The organism is Flavobacterium sp., assembly GCF_049590715.1.
Taxonomy (GTDB): domain Bacteria; phylum Bacteroidota; class Bacteroidia; order Flavobacteriales; family Flavobacteriaceae; genus Flavobacterium.
The window spans coordinates 33,005-53,276 of the sequence record NZ_JBAWDL010000158.1; the positions used below are offsets into that span (position 1 = coordinate 33,005).

The window sequence follows — 20,272 nt, forward strand, 5'->3', positions numbered from 1 at the left end:
ATCACAACGCATTTTTTGGAATAACTCATTAATATTGGAAATAAACTCCAAAAAAAAACGTCCTGATTGTTCAGGACGTTTTCTCTCTTTGAATAACAACTTATATTATTGTTTTTGTTTTTTCATTTCTTTTTCAATCATGTCATAGAATTGATCAATTTTAGGCAATACAATGATACGTGTTCTACGGTTACGTGCTCTGTTTTCAGATGAATCATTAGCAACTAATGGCACATATGAACTTCTACCTGCGGCAATTAATTGCTCTGGTTTAACACCTAATTGAGTAGTTAAAACACGAATAATTGATGTAGAACGTTTTACACTTAAATCCCAATTGTCTAACAAGACTCCGTTTCCTAAGTAAGGAACATTATCAGTATGTCCTTCAACCATACATTCAAAGTCAGGTTTATCATTTACTACTTTAGCTACTTTGGCTAAAACCCCTTTAGCTTGGTCAGTTACGTTATAACTTCCACTTTTGAATAATAATTTATCTGCAATAGAAATGTAAACCACTCCTTTTTCAACATTGATTTCGATATCTGGATCTGAAATCCCGACAGAACTCTTTAAACTTGATACAAGTGCAAGTGTAACACTATCTTTTCTAGTTAATGCGTCTTGAAGGCGTGTGATTTTTAAGTCTTTTTCTTTTAAACTTTCTAATGACTTCTCTAAATTTTGCGCTCCTTTTGAAGTTAACATAGTTAAATCCTTAGAAGTTGTAATTAAGTTTTGATTGTATTCTTTTAAACCAGAAACTGAAGCTGCAAGACCTGCTTTTTCTTCTAAACAAGAATTTAATTTTACAGTACAGGTATTTAATAAATCTTGTGTTTCTTTGTTTCTAGCTTCTAATTCTTGGTATTTCTTTTTAGAAACGCATGACGCTAATAAAGTTAATACGGATAAGGCTACTACGATTTTTTTCATAAATTCATTAATTAGTTTGATTACAAATTTAGTTTTTAAAGTTTAAAATATACTCCCAAAACAGTGTTAATTTTAGTCAACAAATACCTTGCCATTCCTTATGAAGTAATTGTAAACGATACTTTTTTGATGGTAATATTTTTTAGATTGATAATCACTCCTTTTTTTGTAATTTACTAAAAATAAACGATAAAAGTAAAAATGTGCCCTTAAAATCGCCCATAAATGTTTCCATTTTCCTTGAGAAATAAATTTTAATCCTGCGATGCCATCTAAAGTTAAACGCAAAAATAAAATTTTAAATAAGGATTCCTTAGGGACGTTTTTCACCAACATGAATAAGGAATTTCGAAAATTTAAGAAAGTTTTTTTAGGATTTTCTTCATTTAATGTAGCACCACCTACATGATAGACAACGGAATTTGGATTGTATTTAATGGTATAACCTTTGTTATAAATACGCCAGCATAAATCAATTTCTTCTTGGTGTGCAAAAAAATCATCATCAAAACCATTCATTTCTTTGTAGACAACTGATCGAATAAAAAAACAAGCGCCCGAAGCCCAAAAAATTTCTTTTTCATCATTGTATTGACCATTGTCTTTTTCGATGGTTTCAAAAATACGTCCACGACAATAAGGATAACCGTATTGATCAATAAAGCCACCTGCAGCACCAGCATATTCAAAATAAGCTTTGTTTTTAAAATCCAATATCTTAGGTTGGATAACGGCTGTTTGAGATTCGTTTACAAAAGTTTTTATAATGGGTTGTAACCAATTTTCAGTAACTTCAATATCTGAATTCACTAACGCATAAACATCAGCTTCAATATTTTGTAAAGCTTCGTTATATCCTTTGGCAAAGCCAAAATTCCCTTTGTTTTGAATAATTTGAACTGTTGGATAATTACTTTTCACATAGGTAACTGAATCATCTGTTGATGCATTATCAGCTATATAGACTGTGGCTTCCTGTGAAAAAGCAACCACTGAAGGTAAAAACTGTTTCAATAATGCGACTCCGTTCCAGTTGAGTATAACGACTGCTATTTTCATTTAATTAGTTTTGTATTGAGGTAAATCAGGTAGGAAATGATATTTTTCATTCTCATAATCCATCTGGCAAAAATAGTGATTCAAACCATTACTTACCATCAAAAGCGTGGCATTCATGGTCATGTTATAACGGGCAATTTGATCAAATGTGGCTTGTGCTATTTTAACTTCGGGTGCTTTGCATTCAACCAGAATATTTATTGAACCATCAGAATTAAATACTACCACGTCGTATCTTTTTCTTAATCCGTTTACAAATAGTACTTTTTCGACATTAATTAAAGATTTTGGAATTTTTTTTTCTTCCAATAAAAAACGAACCACATGCTGGCGAACCCATTCTTCTGGAGTAAGAATGATGAATTTTTTCCTGATTTCATCAAAGATAGACACTTTATTTTCGCTATTTTTGAATCGAAAAGAATATGAAGGAAAATTGAGTTGTTGCATAAAGCAAAAATATAAAATAGTTTTAGGTTTCAAGTTTAAAGTTTCAAGTTGTTGAAATGAAAAATTTAAACCTTAAACTTTGAACTTGAAACATACATTTTGAATGGACGAAGTAGTAAAAATTGTAAATGATATAAAGGCTGGAAATATAAAACCTATTTATTTTTTGATGGGAGAAGAGTCTTATTATATTGATAAATTATCCGATTATATCGAAGATACTATTTTGACTGAAGAGGAGAAAGGGTTTAATCAAACCGTTTTATATGGACGTGATGTCACAATCGAAGATATTGTATCAACAGCAAAGCGCTATCCTATGATGGCTGATCGTCAGGTTGTTATTGTAAAAGAAGCACAAGAATTAAGCAGAACGATTGAAAAACTAGAATCCTATGCCGAAAACCCTATGCCTTCGACGGTTTTAGTGATGGCTTACAAATACAAAACCCTTGACAAACGTAAGAAAGTAACTAAAACACTGGCTAAGAATGGTTTAGTTTTTGAAAGTAAAAAACTATATGAAAACCAAGTAGGAGAGTGGATTAAAAGAGTTTTGGCAGGAAAAAAATTCAACATAGAAGCAAAAGCAACTGCTATGTTAGTGGAGTTTTTGGGTACTGATTTGAGTAAAATAAACAATGAACTTGAAAAGTTACAGGTGATATTACCTAAAGGAAGTACAATTACTGCTCATGATATTGAAGAAAACATTGGTTTTAGTAAAGACTTTAATGTATTTGAATTAAGAAAAGCGATTGGTGAACGCAACCAACTAAAAGCTTATACTATTGCCGAAAATTTTGCACAAAATCCTAAAGACAATCCTATGGTAATGACGACAGCTTTAGTTTTTTCTTTTTTTATCCAATTATTAAAATATCATGGATTGAAAGATAAAAATCCAAAGATTGCAGCTCCAATACTAGGAGTGAGTCCTTTTTTTATGAAAGATTATGACGTTGCAATAAGAAATTATCCTATGCGAAAAGTCAGTCAAGTAGTCGCTTCTTTACGTGAAATTGATGTAAAAAGTAAAGGTGTAGGAGCAAATGCACTATCAAATGCAGATTTATTAAAAGAAATGCTCTATAAGATTTTTAATTAGCCCTAAAAATTAGCGATATTTGCCTACTGAAATATTATATACTATGGGAATGAATAAAAACACCGTTTTGGGCTGGGCAACTTTTATTATGTTACTCATGGGGTTCTTATTAATTGGTTTAGGAGCTTTTAGATATGATGATGTGGCAGGTTGGGGATTTGCAGCTGTTGGAGTAGGTTTTTTATCTATTTCATGGGTGTTTAATTCATTGAAAGGGAGACTTTAAAAAAAAAATAATTTTTTATGAATCGAAATTCCAATACATAATTTTTAACTAATAAAGGTATAACACATAACAATAAATAAAAAATGTCAGACGATAAAAAAGTAATTTTCTCAATGTCTAAATTGAGTAAAACCTACCAAGGAGCAGATAAAGCCGTACTTAAAAACATCTATTTAAGTTTCTTTTATGGAGCTAAAATTGGAATTTTAGGACTTAATGGATCAGGAAAATCTTCACTTTTGAAGATCATTGCTGGTGTTGATAAAAACTATCAAGGAGATGTTGTTTTTGCGCCAGGATATACTGTGGGGTATTTAGAACAAGAGCCTATTCTAGATGATAGTAAAACTGTAATTGAAATTGTTCGTGAAGGTGTTGCTGAAACGATGGAAGTTTTAGAAGAATACAACAAAATCAATGATTTGTTTGGTCTTGAAGAAAACTATTCTGATCCAGACAAAATGGATAAATTGATGGATCGTCAAGCGTCTTTACAAGATAAAATAGATGCTTTAGGTGCATGGGAAATAGATACTAAACTAGAGATAGCAATGGACGCTTTGCGTACTCCTGATGGTGATACGCCTATCAAGAATCTTTCTGGTGGTGAGCGTCGTCGTGTGGCTTTGTGTCGTTTGTTATTAAAACAACCAGATGTATTGTTACTGGATGAACCTACGAATCACTTGGATGCAGAGTCTGTACTCTGGTTAGAGCAACATTTAGCACAATATGCAGGAACAGTAATCGCTGTAACGCACGATAGATATTTCTTGGATAACGTAGCTGGATGGATTTTAGAGTTGGATAGAGGAGAAGGTATTCCATGGAAAGGAAATTATTCGTCTTGGTTAGATCAAAAATCTAATCGTTTGGCTCAAGAAGAAAAAGTAGCTTCAAAACGTAGAAAAAACTTAGAACGTGAGTTGGACTGGGTTCGTCAAGGTGCGAAAGGACGTCAAACAAAACAAAAAGCACGTTTACAGAACTACGATAAATTATTGAATGAAGACCAAAAAGAATTAGACGAAAAATTAGAAATCTATATTCCTAATGGACCTCGTTTAGGAACCAATGTGATTGATGCTAAAAACGTAGCGAAGGCTTTTGGGGATAAATTATTATATGACAATTTGAACTTTACTTTGCCACAAGCTGGAATAGTTGGAATTATCGGACCCAATGGTGCTGGTAAATCCACTATTTTCAGAATGATTATGGGAGAGCAAGAAACGGATAGTGGTGAATTTACTGTTGGTGAAACTGTAAAAATTGCTTATGTCGATCAAGCCCACTCCAATATAGATCCTAATAAATCGATTTGGGAAAACTTCTGTGATGGTCAAGAATTAATCATGATGGGGGGGCGCCAAGTGAATTCTAGAGCGTATTTAAGTCGTTTTAATTTTGGTGGAAGTGATCAAAATAAAAAAGTAGCAACACTTTCAGGTGGTGAACGTAACCGTTTGCACCTTGCCATGACGTTGAAAGAAGAAGGAAATGTATTATTGCTGGATGAGCCTACCAATGATTTGGACGTAAACACACTTCGTGCTTTAGAAGAAGGATTGGAGCAGTTTGCAGGTTGTGCAGTAGTAATCTCTCACGACAGATGGTTCTTAGATAGGATATGTACACACATCCTTGCTTTTGAAGGAGAATCTGAAGTGTATTTCTTTGAAGGTGGTTTCTCTGAATATGAAGAAAACAAAAAGAAACGTTTAGGAGGAGATTTAACTCCAAAACGATTGAAATACAAAAAACTAATCAGGGGTTAATTTCTGAATGATTTATATTTTAAAAAGGATATCTAATACGGATATCCTTTTTTTATTGCTTCTTATTATCATTATTCATCATTTTGATTTTTAGAAACTTTTTTTTTTTACAGATATCTCTACAATTTTGTTAATTATCTTATATATGTAAACCATAATAGTTTATTTTAGCTTAAAATTAATTGAATTTTATGGTGTTAAAATTACTTTTCAGCAAAAAAATATTTTTGCTAATTCTGATCTTATTCTACTTTACCACGAACATTCATGCTCAATGCGCAGGTGAAGATAATGCTATTACAGTTTGTAATATTACTGATATAAGTAGCCAAAGTATTAATCTTTTTAATGAATTAAAAGGAACTCCAATTGCAGGAGGTACGTGGACTGATAATAAATTCTCAGGAGGGTTGGAGACTAATGGTAGTTTAAATGTTCAACTTATAAAAAATAGTGGTATTTATACCTATACCTACACAAGTAATCAAGGTTGTGGCATTAATACTGCTACAATTTCAGTTACCGTGGGTGGCTACTCAGGAGTATCAAGTCCTGACATTTCTGCTTGTGATGATAATTCTAATTTTAATTTATTTCAAGGGTTTAATGGTAATTTTTTGAGCCCACAATCTAATGGTAATTGGACTGATGACGATGGTAAAGGAGGATTATTTGGTAGTGTTTTAAATGCAAGTGTACCAGGTTTAGGCAAGCATTCCTATACGTATACGATGCCTGCGATAGGAACTTGTCCCGCACAATCTTCCACTGTAAACGTAACAATTTTTAGAGCTCCAAAACCTGGTATTGGAGATTTTTTATTACTGTGTAGTTCAGATAACTTAGCATTATATTCTGATTTTGATTTAACAACTAAATTGACTGGTGCTGATCCAGAAGGAGAATGGAGTGAATCAGGAACAGCTGAATTATCGAATGCTAAGGATAGCAAGATAAACGTTCAGAATATTTACAACAATTTTGGTGCTGGTACTTATAAATTCACTTATACTGTATTTCCAACGAATCCTATTTGTACTATTAAGAAAGCAATAGTTACCATTATTATCGAAGAACAACTTGATTTCACAGGTGCAAAACTAGAGGTAAACGCTGATATTTGTGAAAATAAAATCACTACTGCAACTTATAATGCTGTTATTACTAAAGGAATTAAGAACGTTCCTGACGGTCATTATTCTGTTCAATATTCAATATTGAGTGCATCGGGGATAACAAGCAATACTGTAGAATCTTATTTTACAAATGGAGTCCTTAGTTTTCCTATTGGATCTATTAACTTTCAACAAGTAGGTGATTATACTGTTACTATTAATAACATTGCGAGTGTAACTAGTCTGGGAGCTTGTCCAACAAATGTTAGTATTCCAGATGTATTGCATATTTATCCATTACCGAAAATTGACTTAGCTACTTTAACAATTGATCCTGTATGTAAAGGAACAGAGGCATTAGTAACATTTTCAGGAACTTCAAATTTAGAGGATGGTAATTATAGTATTAACTACAATTTGTATGGAAAAAATACAGCTACAAATCAACAAGTAGTTTTTACAATTACTGGAGGAATAGCTACATTCACTATTCCTTCAAGTATAATTTCTATCGATGGAAATTCAACAATCACCATAACTCAAATTACTAATTTAACCACGGGCTGTACAAATTCATCCAATTTATCTAAAAATTTTATCGTTAAATCATTAACAGACCTTAGTACCTTAGCTATTGATATTACTAATGTTTGCGAAGGAAAGGCTTTGCCTGTAAAACTTTCAGGGCTTGGTCTCTTGACTAATATTACTTTAAATTATAGATTAACTGGTGCCAATACTATAACAAATCAAACGATTGTTTTAACAGTTGTGTCGGGAAATACTAGTTTTACAATACCACCTAGTAGTGTAATCAATTCAGGAAATACGTCTTTTATAATTGATGATATAATTGATAATACAGGTGGATGTCGTACTTCGATTTCTAATGGGACTAAAAACTTCACTATTAATACCCTTCCTAGTATTCCAATTACAACTAATCCAAAATACTGTAAGAACGAGATGAAAACAGTTGGTGATTTAATTCCAAATGGCACTCAATATCAGTGGTTTAGTTCTGTTGTAAGTACCGTTGTTTTAAATGCAAGTACCTTATTAAGTACAGGATCTTATTTTGTTAAAGAAGTAAATTCCTTAACAGGGTGTGAATCTGGTAGAGCAGAATCTCAAGTAGAGATCAAAGAATTAGCCATGCCAACATTAAATACTGATGGTCAAAATTTTTGTGGATTAAACAAACCTACCATTTTAGATTTGACCGCAAATACCATAAATAACGGAGACTTGAAATGGTATGATGCAGCTATCCATGGTAATGAAATAAGTTCTACCACTGAATTAATTGACGGAGGTACTTATTATGGAATTGATTTTTCATCCACTATAAACTGTTTTTCAGATGCACTCGTGGTTACTGTATCATTATCTAATTGTAATGAAACTCCTGAGTTTTTTATTCCAGATGGATTTTCGCCTAATGGAGATACAGTAAATAATACTTTTAGAATTCCAAATATTGAGTATATCTATCCTAATTTTACTTTTGAAATTTTTAATAGATATGGAAATAGTATGTTTCATGGAAATAAACAAAAACCAGAATGGGACGGAAAAACTTCTGATGCTAGTTTAGCAATCGATGGGTATGCTCCTAATGGGGTTTATTTTTATGTTATTAATTTCAATAAAGGGAATAAAATGCCCAAACAAGGGCGTTTGTACTTAAATAGATAATCCCTTTATTCTCATAATCCTCAAATTCAAATGAAAAAAACAATACTAGTAGTAGTTTTTTTATTTTATATAATAACTATTTCAGCCCAACAAGATCCTCAATATACGCAATACATGTATAATATGAATGTAGTTAATCCTGCTTATGCTACAGATACACGTTCCGTATTGGATATTGGAACACTCTACAGAACCCAGTGGGTAGGAGCAGTTGGAGCACCCAAAACTTTGACTGTGTTTGCACATCTACCTGTGAATAAAAAAATAGAAATGGGTTTCTCCATGATATCAGATGATATTGGTGATGGTGCCAAAAAAGAGAATAATTTTTATGCTGATTTTGCTTATGTGCTTCAACTGGATGAAAAACATAAACTTTCTTTAGGTTTAAAAGCGGGAGCGACTTCTATACAAACTAATTTTAATGGTTTTAAATTTGAAAGTAGCACTCCTGATTTAGCTTTTGAGAGTACTAATTTCGTGAAACCTAATGTTGGAATTGGAGCGTATTATTTTACGGATACCTATTATATAGGACTGTCTGCGCCCAATTTATTGAATTCTAAACATATTATAAATAATTCAGGAATTAGTGGTTACGGATCTGAAAGTATTCATGCTTTTTTGACAGCAGGATATGTATTTGAATTGTCAGATTCGTTTAAATTAAAACCAGCTTTCCTTACCAAATTTGTAGATGGAGCACCTTTAAATTTAGATGTTTCAGCAAATGTTTTGTACCAAGATCAATTTGAACTAGGTGCGGCTTATCGTATTGGTGACGCTATAAGCGCTTTGATGAATGTAAGAGTGTCTCCTGTTATCAAAGTAGGTTACGCTTATGATTATACTTTATCAAACTTAGGGAAATATAGTTCAGGTTCTCATGAATTGTTCCTTTTGTTCAATTTAGATGTATTAGGAAAAAGATTCGATAAATCACCAAGATTTTTCTAAATAAAAAAAAATGAAAAAAATATACCTATTTATACTTGTGTTGTCATTGCAGTTTGTTCATGCACAAGCCCCAGATTTATTAAGAGCACAACGATTTTTTGATCGTACATTTTATAGTGAAGCGATTCCTATCTATGAATTGGCAATGCAAAAAAAACCTAGTTTTACAATTGCTAAAAACTTAGCAGATAGTTATTATTTTACCCATGAATATGTAAAAGCACAATATCCTTACCAATGGTTGTTTGCCAATTATAAAAAGGACATGACCGAAGAGTATTACTTTAGATACATGCAAACTTTAAAAGTAACTGGTGATTTGAAAAAAGCCAATGCAGTTACACTCGACTTTTTGACAAACTCAGCCACTCCTCAAGCTATTGCTGATTTTCAAAAAGAATTAAAAACCCTGGAAAATGTAGTTGCTATTGGTAGTCGTTTTGAGATAAAAAATTTAGCAATTAATACACCTAAATCTGAATTTTCAGCTGTTCAATTGGGGCAAAATCTAATTTATTCAGGAGTAAAAACTAAATCTTCTCTTTTTGATAAAGTATATAAATGGAATGACGAATTGTATTTGGATTTATTACAATTGCCAGTAAAAAATAAAATGGTTAAGGATTCGGTTGGTATTTCTTTTTCAAAAGAATTGAATACTTCTGTTCACGAGTCTAATGCTGTGTTTACTAAAGATGGAAAAACAGTTTACTTTACAAGAAACAATTCTAAAAAAGGAAGACATACAGCAAGTAAATTTTCAACCTTACAAATTTTGAAAGCAGAATTCAAAGACGGAAAATGGACAAATATTGTTGTTTTACCTTTCAATAGTGATACTTATTCCGTTGAACATCCTGCTTTAAGTTATGACGAAAAAACATTGTATTTTGCATCTGATATGCCTGGTTCATTAGGATCATTTGATTTGTTTTCTGTTGATATTATAGGAGGGAATTATAGTGCTCCTAAAAATTTAGGGACTCAAATTAATACAATAAGAAAAGAGCAATTTCCATTTGTTTCTAAAGATAATACACTTTATTTTTCATCAGATGGTCATATGGGGTTTGGCGCTATGGATATTTTTGTTTCTAAAATTCAAGGAGACACCTTTTCAACTCCTTTAAATGTAGGGCTTCCCGTTAACTCTCCTTTTGATGATTTTGCTTTTTGGATGGAAAATGAAACTACACATGGATATTTTGCTTCGAATAGACCTGGAGGAAGAGGAGGAGATGATATATATGAATTTAATGAAATGAAGCCTTTAATTGTTGAAGATTGTAAACAATTTATAGCTGGAACTATAATTGATGTGGATACAAAATTGCCTTTGGAAAATGCAACAGTAATTTTATTAAATAAAGAAAAAATCGAATTAGAAAAAATCCAGACTTTAACTGATGGTATGTTTAGTTTTACGGTTACTTGTGAGACGACGTTTTCAGTTCTTGCATCTAAAGAAGGTTTTACTAATGATTCTAAAACGATTCAAACCAATGAAATACGTTTTAAAAAGAACGATGGTTCGATGGCTTTAAAATCATTGGAAACCATAAAAATGGAAGAAGAGCAAGCACTAGCTTTACAAAAAGAAAAAGATGACGCTGCTGAATTGTTTAAAAAAACAGAAGCATTAGCTCTTGCTGATAAAGAGAAAAAAAATAAAATTGCTGCTGAAGAAAAAGCTGTTGAAACTGCAAAAGCTAAGAAAAAAGAAAAACTTGCTTCTATCATCTCCTTAGAAAAAGATGTGGTTAAAGAAAAAGATAAACTGGTTATTAAGACTGATCCCATTTATTTTGATTACAATTTATGGTACATCCGTAAAGATTCTAAAATTATTTTGAATCGGGTAGTGGAGTTGATGAAGAAATATCCTGAAATGGTGGTTGAAATAGGTTCGCATACAGATTCCCGTGGAAACGATAGGTATAATAAAAACCTTTCTGCAAATAGAGCCCAATCAACAGGTGAATATGTAATAAGTCAAGGGATACAAAAAAATAGAATTATGACAAAAGGATATGGTGCTACAGTGCCAGCCGTAAAATGCAATCCTTGTTCAGAGGAACAACATGAGCTCAATAGACGAAGTGAATTTGTAATTAAGAATTTATAGTATAATTTAGGGGGCTTCCCAAAAAAAAAGCCAATTCTATAATTTTTTAGAATTGGCTTTTAGTTTAGAAAACAATATTTTTATCTCAAACTAGCTCCTAGCTCAGTTTCAAAATTTGCTTGTAATTTACTCATTAATTTATCAATTTGAACATCAGTAAGTGTTTTGGTATTATCTTGAATGGTAAAACTCAAAGCATATGATTTTTTTCCTTCAGGGAGTTTTTCACCTTCATAAACGTCAAAAAGATTGATGTTTTTTAATAACGCTTTTTCTGTTTTCTTAGCTACTGCATAAATAGCATCGTAAGTCACTTCTTGATCAATTAGTAATGCTAAATCTCTACGAACTTCAGGATATTTTGGAATATCTGTAAATTTGATTTTAAGTGAAATAGCTTTTAAAATGGCATCCCAATTGAAATCAGCGTAGAAAACTTCTTGTTTAATTCCAAAATGCTTTAAAACAGATTTCTTTACTACTCCAAATTCTACTAAAGCATTATGACCAGTACCAATAGCAACACCTTCTGAGAAAATATCTGAGGTAACCGGTGAGTTTTGTGTTTTTTGAATTCCAAAACGTGCTAAGACAGCATCTACATATCCTTTGAATAAAAAGAAATTAGATGGCGTTTGAGCGTTACTCCAGCTTTCGCTATTGCGATTTCCCGTAAGGAATAATGTTAAATGTTTTTGTTCTTCAAACCCAGATAAAAATTTATGGTAGGATTTTCCAAATTCAAACAATTTTAGATCACTGTTTTTACGGTTAATATTATATGAAATGGCTTCTAATCCAGAAAATAATAAAGACTGACGCATTGTGGCTAAATCATTACTCAAAGGATTTAACATCGTTACATTATGTTCTTCTTTTAGATTTTCCGAAAGTTTTACATAATCGGCTGTTGTTAACGAGTTAGCCATCATTTCATGAAAACCTTGAGAGTTCAGTTGTGAGGCTACTATATTTTGGATTTTATAATCTTCATTTCTTGGAGCGTTACATACTGTAGCATTTAGTTTTCCTGAAAAACCAATGTTGTTGTATCCATAAACCCTTAAGATCTCTTCGATCACATCAATTTCTCTTTGTACATCCACGCGATAAGCAGGAATGGTGATTCCTAATCCTGCTTCAGAAACACTATTTACTTTGATGTCTAATGAAACTAAAATTTGTTTGATTGTATCTTTTGGGATTTCTTGACCAATAATTTTAGCTACATTTTTGAAGTTTACAAAAACGGTAAAATCTTCAATTTTCTTTTGGTATATATCACTTACTTCAGAAGTAATTTCACCACCCGCTACTTCCTTGATTAAAATTGCGGCACGTTTAAGTGCATAAGCCGTAATGGTTGGATCAATTCCTCTTTCAAAACGGAAAGAAGCATCGGTACTCAATTGATGTCTTTTGGCTGTTTTTCGAATGCTTACAGGGTTAAAATAGGCACTTTCAATAAAAATATCTTTAGTTTGTTCTGTAACTCCTGATTTTAAACCACCCAAAACCCCTGCAATACACAACGGACCTTTTTCGTCACATATCATCAAATCTTCTTCGTGGAGAGTACGTTCTACATCATCAAGAGTTGTAAATTTAGTTCCTGCTGCAACTGTTTTTACAATGATTTTCCCGTTGATTTTTGAGGCATCAAAAGCATGTAAAGGTTGTCCTAAATCATGTAAAACATAATTTGTAACATCGACAATATTGTTTTTGGGTGTTATACCAATTGCTTTTAATCGGTCTTTTAACCACGCTGGCGAAGGTTTTACAGTAATCCCTGAAATAGAAACACCACAATATCTTGGTGCCAAAGTAATATCTTCTATTTTAGTATCGATTTTCAAAGTTCGCATATCGATTCTAAAGTTACTAATGGAAGGAGTGATTAATTCAACATTAATCCCTTTTTGAGTCAATCCTGCTCTAATATCGCGTGCTGTTCCTAAATGACTCATTGCATCAGCACGGTTTGGAGTTAAACCTATTTCAAAAACTTCGTCATTTTCTATTTTGAATACTTGAGCTGCTGGAGTTCCAGGCGCTAGAGATTCGTCTAAGACCATTATTCCCTCGTGACCATTTCCTAAACCTAATTCATCTTCTGCACAAATCATTCCATGACTTTCTTGCCCACGGATTTTTCCTTTTTTTATTGCAAATGAATTTCCTTCTTTATCATATAAAATGGTTCCAATGGTGGCAACGGGTACTTTTTGACCTGCGGCAACATTAGTAGCGCCACACACCACTTGTATTGGTGTACCATTTCCTAGGTCAACAGTAGTAACTTTTAATCGGTCAGCATCGGGATGAGGAACACAAGTCAATACGTGTCCAACAACAATTCCTTCTAATCCACCTTTTACGGATTGGTATTTTTCTACACCCTCTACTTCAAGTCCCAAATCAGTTAGTAAATCGGACATTTCTTCTGATTTCCAGTCTGTTTTAATGAATTGTTTAAGCCAATTGTAAGATATCTTCATTTTGTGTTTTTTTCAAGGTTGCAAATATAAACATTGTCAACGGAGGTTCAAAGGGAATAAACTCACTTTTTTGTTATAATCATTGGCAATTGATAATTTGCATACTATCAATTTTAAAGACTTTGTGAATTAATGCTTGATGAATAAAAAAAGGATTGAATATGTTTATTCAATTAATTAGTTTTTTTTACAAATACAGGTTTGCCATTTTCCGCCAATAGCAGGCTTTATGGGCTTCTTCATCCCATTCGAATAATTGATATGGAATTTGTTTCTCATCTAAAATACCACACAGTTTGTGATTGCTTTGTAAGAACGGATCTTCTTTACCAATAGTCAATACTATATCCATTTGTTTCAATTGATGAATTAAAGTTGGATCTTCAATATTTTTTAAATATTGATTAGGCATATTAAAGTATATAAAGTCATTATGGTACCCGCTTAGTAAATCTTGAAAATAGCCATTTGATTTTGTAAGATCATAGCGTCCGCTCATTCCTACTACTTTGCAAAATAAATGAGGATGTCGCATGGCAACATTTACAGCATGATAAGCGCCTAAACTACATCCTGCTGAAATTATATTTGGATTTGGATTAATTAAATTTGCTAATGTTAATACTTCTTCAAGAACATATTTTTCATATTGAATGTGTCTATAAATTCGATGACCAGGATGACAAAAGCTATTGTAAAAAGATTCTAAATCTACACTATCTACGCAGTAAATTTGTAAATCACCATTCGTAATTTTATGTTCTATTGCGGCAATGATGCTCCAGTTTTCATAATCGTAAAAACGCCCCATTCGTGGAGGAAAAAACACGACTTTGGTACCTGCATGGCCAAATACAAGAAGCTCCATTTCTTTTTCAAGATTAGGACTATACCATTTGTGATATTCTCTTTTCATGACACCTTGTTTAGAATGTGAATGAGTAACACTATACTACATTTTTTGAAGCTTTTTCAGGGGGAAAATTTCAGGATGCTTATTTAAAATTTCAGTCCATAATTGATAACCAGCAGGGGTAAGGTGTAACCCGTCTTCTATATAGTATTTAGGATTTGGTGTCCCCTCATTATTCAACATTAAATCAAAGAGATCTATAAAATGAAAATTAGAATCTTTGGATAATAATTTTTGGATAGTAGTATTTGTAAAACGAATACTGTCTTTTAAATACCAACGATTAAAACTAGGTTTGATAGATATAAAAGAACAAGGTATGTTGCCATATTTAGTTCTTATTTTATGTATTAAATTTTCTAAAAATAAAATGACTTCTTCAGGATGTCTTCCTTCACCTAAATCATTTTCTCCAGCATATATGATAATAGCTTCAGGAGTTTTTATATTTTCGAATACACGATCAAAATACCAAGTGCAAGCGCCTAATGTCGAACCTCCAAAACCTAAATTAGCAGGATGGTATTCTTCAAAAACTGTTGTTAATTCCTTCCATAAAGTGAAAGTGGAACTTCCGTAAAAAATTAATTTAGGATTTGTTTTTAAGGCTGTTATTTCTTTTTCTAGTCGTTCTAAATCTTCTTGGTACCAATACATGTCTTCTAAATTCTCTTTAATTAATACCTAAATATAAAGTTTTAAAAATCAAATAAAATCATGATTTTGAATTTATTTTAGAAATGATATTTATAAAAAGAGTTTTTTTTATATTTATATCATTTAATATTGAAGCTGTGTGTATTTTTTGATTGTTATATTACAAAATTAAATCGTTTCAATTAATTATTATACAGTGTTTTAGGTTTTTTTGTTTTATTGAGTTCTGATTTTTATTAAATGATTTAACCAATCAAAAAAAGTATGAAATGACTTTGTTTCAGTATTATTTTTCACCAAATTATTTTTAGTTTTTTATCCTATTATTTAGGATTCTTTTACTGTAGAAAGTGAAATATAACAAATGCTAAACTAAAGATATACTGTTTTTAAGAATGTTCTTTCTGCTCTAGAAAAGGATTATAGTAGGATTTGTAATAAAGGGAGCCATTGCTATTTTCAAAGTTCGTACCTTTGCGCCTTTAGAAAATTGCATACCATGATTAAATTAGGAAAATACAATGCATTAAAGATTTTACGTGATACTCAAGTTGGGTTGTTTCTGGGTGATCCAGAGACGGATCCAGAGGGAATTCACGATGTCTTATTGCCAAATAAATATGTGCCCAAGGTTTTTGATATAGGCGAGGAACTGATTGTTTTTGTCTATCTAGATCACGAACAGCGTCCTGTTGCTACAACATTAGAGCCTTATATTTTGTTGAATGAATTTGCACTTTTACGTGTAAATTATGTCAACCAAGTTGGGGCTTTTATGGATTGGGGAATGGAAAAAGATATACTGGTTCCGTTTAAGGAGCAAGCCCGCCCGATGGAAAAAGGGAAACGTTATTTGGTTTACTTATATATGGACGAGAAAACAAATCGTTTAGTTGCATCTAGTAAAACGAATCAGTTTTTGAAAAACGATGATTTGACAGTTGAAAAAGGGGAAGAAGTCGATTTGATTGTATCTCACATTACTGAACTGGGGATTAATGTAATCATAAACGAAAGACACAAAGGCTTGTTATACAAAGATGAAGTGTATGATGATGCGATTCGTACGGGTGACCGCATGCGTGGGTATATTAAAAATGTTCGTCCTGATAACAAAATCGATGTTTCGTTACAAATTCAAGGCTACGAAAATGTAGAACCCAATGCTGAAAAAATATTAGATGAATTGAGAGCGAGCCGTGGTTTCCTTCGCTTGAACGATAATTCACATCCTGAGGATATTAAAACGGTATTGAAAATGAGTAAGAAAACATTTAAAAAAGCAATTGGTGCTTTGTACCGTGAAAAAAGAATTGAAATTAAAGAAGATGGGATTTATTTGATCGAAGGAAGCATTTAAAAACTTTAAACTTTAGTACCTCAAAACTTTTATAAAAGGATAAAAAAAAAGACTAATCCAATGTGGTTAGTCTTTTTCTTTTATAGCTTTTCTTATTTTTGAAATGCTATATTTATTTAACAAAATGAAACTAAAAACGTTTCCTTCTCGTACTCTTTCCTTATCTTTTTTTAGCGCTTATTAGTATAACGAAGCTATTTAACCTTAAAACCGTTGGTTTGTGTACCGTCTTTGGATTTTACTTATTCATTTTGTTGATTATAATAATCAAGTATAGTAATCCAACAAGCAACCTTTGGTGTTATTTTCGATCAATCGCAATAAAAATTAGTGCTTCCCTTTTGGGCTCTTCTTTTCCGATGATTAGATTTAGTACCGTACTTAAAAGAGTGATAAAGCGTGATGTGTTTTTCAAATATTCTTTTTTTAGGTTAATAAATCAGTGAAATATGTTATCGCTAATTAGGATTGTAAATATTTGACCAATGCGCTAACTAACTATGTCTAAATTAGTGAAAAATTAGTTTCACTCGACACAAACTTGGTATTATTATTTGAATTTTAACACTATTTAGAGTTTAACGGGAGAAATATTACTAGGTTTTCAATGATGTATTATAGTAGTAAATGCAAAAAAATAATTTATTTTTACACTATAATTATTAAACGAATTTTAGCATGGATTGGATTACTGCCAAAGAATACGAAGATATCACCTATAAGAAATGCAACGGAGTGGCTCGAATTGCCTTCAACCGTCCAAATGTTCGAAATGCATTCCGCCCTAAAACAACTTCCGAATTATACGATGCCTTTTATGATGCGCAAGAAGACACCTCAATAGGAGTAGTATTGCTTTCTGCTGAAGGCCCTTCTACTAAGGATGGTGTGTATTCTTTTTGCAGTGGTGGTGACCAGAACGCTCGTGGTCATCAAGGTTATGTTGGTGAAGATGGACAACATCGCTTGAATATTCTTGAAGTACAGCGACTAATCCGTTTTATGCCTAAAGTCGTAATTGCTGTTGTTCCAGGATGGGCAGTAGGAGGAGGACACAGTTTACATGTAGTATGTGATATGAGTTTGGCAAGTAAAGAACATGCTATTTTTAAACAAACGGATGCTGATGTAACCAGTTTTGATGGTGGTTACGGTTCAGCTTACCTTGCCAAAATGGTGGGGCAAAAGAAAGCAAGAGAAATTTTCTTCCTTGGTCGCAATTACTCCGCTCAAGAAGCTTTTGAAATGGGAATGGTCAATGCTGTAATTCCTCATGACGAATTAGAAGATACCGCTTACGAATGGGCACAAGAAATATTGGCTAAATCACCAACATCTATCAAAATGCTAAAATTTGCCATGAACCTTACCGATGACGGAATGGTTGGGCAACAAGTTTTTGCTGGTGAAGCCACAAGATTAGCTTATATGACTGAAGAGGCTAAAGAAGGACGCAACGCCTTCCTAGAAAAAAGAAAACCGAACTTTGAGAAAAAGTGGTTACCATAAAAGGAGTTTCAAGTTTCAAGTTTAACGTTGTTAGAAGTTAACTTGAAACCTTAAACTTGAGACAAAATCAAACAAAACAAATAAAATGAAACATTGGATTGAAGCAGCAAGACTACGTACATTACCATTATCTGTATCAGGGATAATTGTTGGAAGTATGTATGCACTTGCACACCCCACAACTGATATATTAACCCCAACTGACGTATTCAACTGGAGACTTTTTGGCTTTGCTATATTGACGACTTTAGGATTGCAAATCCTGTCTAATTTTGCTAATGATTATGGTGATGGAGTCAAAGGAACCGATAATTCTGATAGAGTAGGACCAATGCGTGCGATACAATCAGGTGTTATTTCACCTAAAGCAATGAAACAAGCGATTATAATTACAGCTATGTTAACCTTACTATCTGCTGTTTTATTGATTTACTTTGCATTTACAGATACTAATATTTTTTACACATTGTTCTTTTTGGCATTGGGAATTTTAGCCATTATTTCTGCAATTCGTTATACTGTTGGGAATACCGCTTATGGATACCGTGGATACGGAGATTTGTTTGTCTTCGTTTTCTTTGGTTTGGTAAGTACCTTAGGTGTTAATTTTTTGTATTCTAAGGAAATTGATGTATTACTTATTTTGCCTGCTGCAGCCATCGGATTATTGAGTGTAGGAGTTCTTAATCTTAATAATATGCGTGACGAAGAATCGGATAGAAAATCCAATAAAAACACTATAGTTGTCAAAATTGGAGGAGCCAAAGCTAAAATATACCATTACTTTTTGATTGTAACGGCTATGCTTTTGGTATTGATTTTTGCTCTTTTGGATGAGTTTAATTTCGACCAGTATTTGTTTTTGTTGGTTTACATTCCTTTAATTAATCATTTAATTACCGTTTCTAAAAACAAGACACCTAAAACATTAGACCCAGAGTTGAAAAAACTAGCCTTAAGTACTTTTGCGCTTTCCGTTTTATTGGCTTTGTGTATGATTTTCTTTTTTTCAGATATTTTGGTAAACTTATTTTTAGGTGGTAGATAGATTTTAATAGTAAATAGTTATTAGTGAGTAGTAATTAGTAAAAAGATACAAATGAAAATAACATTTTACGGACATGCATCCCTTGGAATTCAAGTTGGAGACATCAATATTATAGTAGACCCATTTATTACAGGCAACCTTAAAGCGGCCCATATTGATGTCAATATGTTAAAAGCGGATTATATCTTGCTTACCCATGCGCACGGTGATCATGTGTTGGATGTCGAAGCTATTGCAACTAATACAGATGCCGTTATAGTTTCTAATGCTGAAATTGCAGGATATTACGCGGCCAAAGGTTTTACAGCCCACCCTATGAATCACGGCGGAAGCTGGGATTTTGATTTTGGTAAAGTGAAATACGTCAATGCAGTACATTCTAGCTCGTTTCCTGATGGGACTTATGGCGGAAACCCAGGAGGTTTTGTCATCGAGGGAGAACATAAAAACATTTACATTGCTGGCGATACAGCGTTGACGATGGATATGAAATTGATTCCTATGCGAACCAAATTAGACTTAGCTATTCTTCCTATAGGCGATAATTTTACTATGGATGTCGAGGATGCTATCATGGCTTCGGACTTTGTGGAATGTGATAAAGTACTTGGAATTCATTACGATACCTTCGGCTATATCGAAATTAATCACAAAGAAGCCATCCAAAAATTTTTTGATAAAGACAAAGATTTAATGTTGCTAACTATTGGTGAAAGTATCGAATTATAATTTTTTTTAGGAGCTATTCCTGCTGTCCGCTATATCTTTTTATTTTTTAAAGAAAAAATAAAAAGGATGCCGCTTCCATCAGGGCTAGGAGTCCCGTTAT

Annotated in this window: 16 protein-coding genes; 10 read left to right on the forward strand and 6 right to left on the reverse strand. The window is 32.5% G+C overall.

Annotation, left to right across the window (positions count from 1 at the left end; all coding sequences use genetic code 11):
- Window positions 1-105 precede the first annotated feature (105 nt).
- The 3 genes from WBQ70_RS07250 to WBQ70_RS07260 all read right to left on the reverse strand — a co-directional run bounded on the left by WBQ70_RS07250 (window position 106) and on the right by WBQ70_RS07260 (window position 2,448).
- Window positions 106-939, reverse strand: coding sequence for an OmpA/MotB family protein (locus WBQ70_RS07250; RefSeq protein WP_423912301.1), 834 nt, complete (start codon window positions 937-939; stop codon window positions 106-108).
- Window positions 940-1,011: 72 nt separating this feature from the next.
- Window positions 1,012-1,998 (reverse strand): glycosyltransferase family 2 protein, encoded by a 987-nt coding sequence (locus WBQ70_RS07255; RefSeq protein WP_423912303.1) that lies wholly within the window; start codon window positions 1,996-1,998, stop codon window positions 1,012-1,014.
- Complete coding sequence (locus tag WBQ70_RS07260; protein ID WP_423912305.1) at window positions 1,999-2,448, reverse strand: type I restriction enzyme HsdR N-terminal domain-containing protein; 450 nt, start codon at window positions 2,446-2,448, stop codon at window positions 1,999-2,001.
- 103 nt (window positions 2,449-2,551) lie between these two features.
- Here WBQ70_RS07260 and holA point away from each other — a divergent pair, with 103 nt between their 5' ends.
- From holA to WBQ70_RS07290, 6 genes are all read left to right on the forward strand, one after another.
- Window positions 2,552-3,556: a DNA polymerase III subunit delta gene (gene holA / locus WBQ70_RS07265; protein ID WP_423912308.1), complete on the forward strand. Its 1,005-nt coding sequence runs from the start codon at window positions 2,552-2,554 to the stop codon at window positions 3,554-3,556.
- A gap of 43 nt (window positions 3,557-3,599) precedes the next feature.
- The gene (locus WBQ70_RS07270) at window positions 3,600-3,782 is read left to right on the forward strand and encodes a CAL67264 family membrane protein (protein WP_423912356.1); all 183 of its coding nucleotides are present in this window, start codon (window positions 3,600-3,602) and stop codon (window positions 3,780-3,782) included.
- 83 nt (window positions 3,783-3,865) lie between these two features.
- Entirely contained in the window at window positions 3,866-5,560 is a 1,695-nt protein-coding gene (ettA, locus tag WBQ70_RS07275; protein WP_423912311.1) for an energy-dependent translational throttle protein EttA, read from the forward strand.
- A gap of 227 nt (window positions 5,561-5,787) precedes the next feature.
- On the forward strand, window positions 5,788-8,373 hold the full coding sequence (locus WBQ70_RS07280) for a gliding motility-associated C-terminal domain-containing protein (RefSeq protein WP_423912314.1): 2,586 nt from the start codon (window positions 5,788-5,790) through the stop codon (window positions 8,371-8,373).
- 30 nt (window positions 8,374-8,403) lie between these two features.
- The gene (locus WBQ70_RS07285) at window positions 8,404-9,330 is read left to right on the forward strand and encodes a PorP/SprF family type IX secretion system membrane protein (RefSeq protein ID WP_423912317.1); all 927 of its coding nucleotides are present in this window, start codon (window positions 8,404-8,406) and stop codon (window positions 9,328-9,330) included.
- A gap of 10 nt (window positions 9,331-9,340) precedes the next feature.
- Window positions 9,341-11,455 (forward strand): OmpA family protein, encoded by a 2,115-nt coding sequence (locus WBQ70_RS07290; protein WP_423912320.1) that lies wholly within the window; start codon window positions 9,341-9,343, stop codon window positions 11,453-11,455.
- An 80-nt stretch (window positions 11,456-11,535) separates the two neighbouring features.
- Here WBQ70_RS07290 and pheT read toward each other — a convergent pair whose 3' ends face one another.
- The 3 genes from pheT to WBQ70_RS07305 form a co-directional block, all read right to left on the reverse strand.
- The gene (pheT, locus tag WBQ70_RS07295) at window positions 11,536-13,956 is read right to left on the reverse strand and encodes a phenylalanine--tRNA ligase subunit beta (protein ID WP_423912323.1); all 2,421 of its coding nucleotides are present in this window, start codon (window positions 13,954-13,956) and stop codon (window positions 11,536-11,538) included.
- Window positions 13,957-14,143: 187 nt separating this feature from the next.
- Complete coding sequence (locus WBQ70_RS07300) at window positions 14,144-14,872, reverse strand: esterase family protein (RefSeq protein WP_423912325.1); 729 nt, start codon at window positions 14,870-14,872, stop codon at window positions 14,144-14,146.
- Window positions 14,873-14,908: 36 nt separating this feature from the next.
- Window positions 14,909-15,526 (reverse strand): GDSL-type esterase/lipase family protein, encoded by a 618-nt coding sequence (locus WBQ70_RS07305; RefSeq protein ID WP_423912328.1) that lies wholly within the window; start codon window positions 15,524-15,526, stop codon window positions 14,909-14,911.
- A gap of 499 nt (window positions 15,527-16,025) precedes the next feature.
- Here WBQ70_RS07305 and WBQ70_RS07310 point away from each other — a divergent pair, with 499 nt between their 5' ends.
- The 4 genes from WBQ70_RS07310 to WBQ70_RS07325 all read left to right on the forward strand — a co-directional run bounded on the left by WBQ70_RS07310 (window position 16,026) and on the right by WBQ70_RS07325 (window position 20,172).
- Entirely contained in the window at window positions 16,026-16,886 is an 861-nt protein-coding gene (locus tag WBQ70_RS07310; RefSeq protein ID WP_423912330.1) for a CvfB family protein, read from the forward strand.
- Window positions 16,887-17,564: 678 nt separating this feature from the next.
- Window positions 17,565-18,395: a 1,4-dihydroxy-2-naphthoyl-CoA synthase gene (locus WBQ70_RS07315; RefSeq protein ID WP_423912333.1), complete on the forward strand. Its 831-nt coding sequence runs from the start codon at window positions 17,565-17,567 to the stop codon at window positions 18,393-18,395.
- Window positions 18,396-18,480: 85 nt separating this feature from the next.
- Complete coding sequence (gene menA, locus WBQ70_RS07320; RefSeq protein WP_423912335.1) at window positions 18,481-19,443, forward strand: 1,4-dihydroxy-2-naphthoate octaprenyltransferase; 963 nt, start codon at window positions 18,481-18,483, stop codon at window positions 19,441-19,443.
- A gap of 51 nt (window positions 19,444-19,494) precedes the next feature.
- Window positions 19,495-20,172: a metal-dependent hydrolase gene (locus WBQ70_RS07325; RefSeq protein ID WP_423912338.1), complete on the forward strand. Its 678-nt coding sequence runs from the start codon at window positions 19,495-19,497 to the stop codon at window positions 20,170-20,172.
- Window positions 20,173-20,272: the final 100 nt, after the last annotated feature.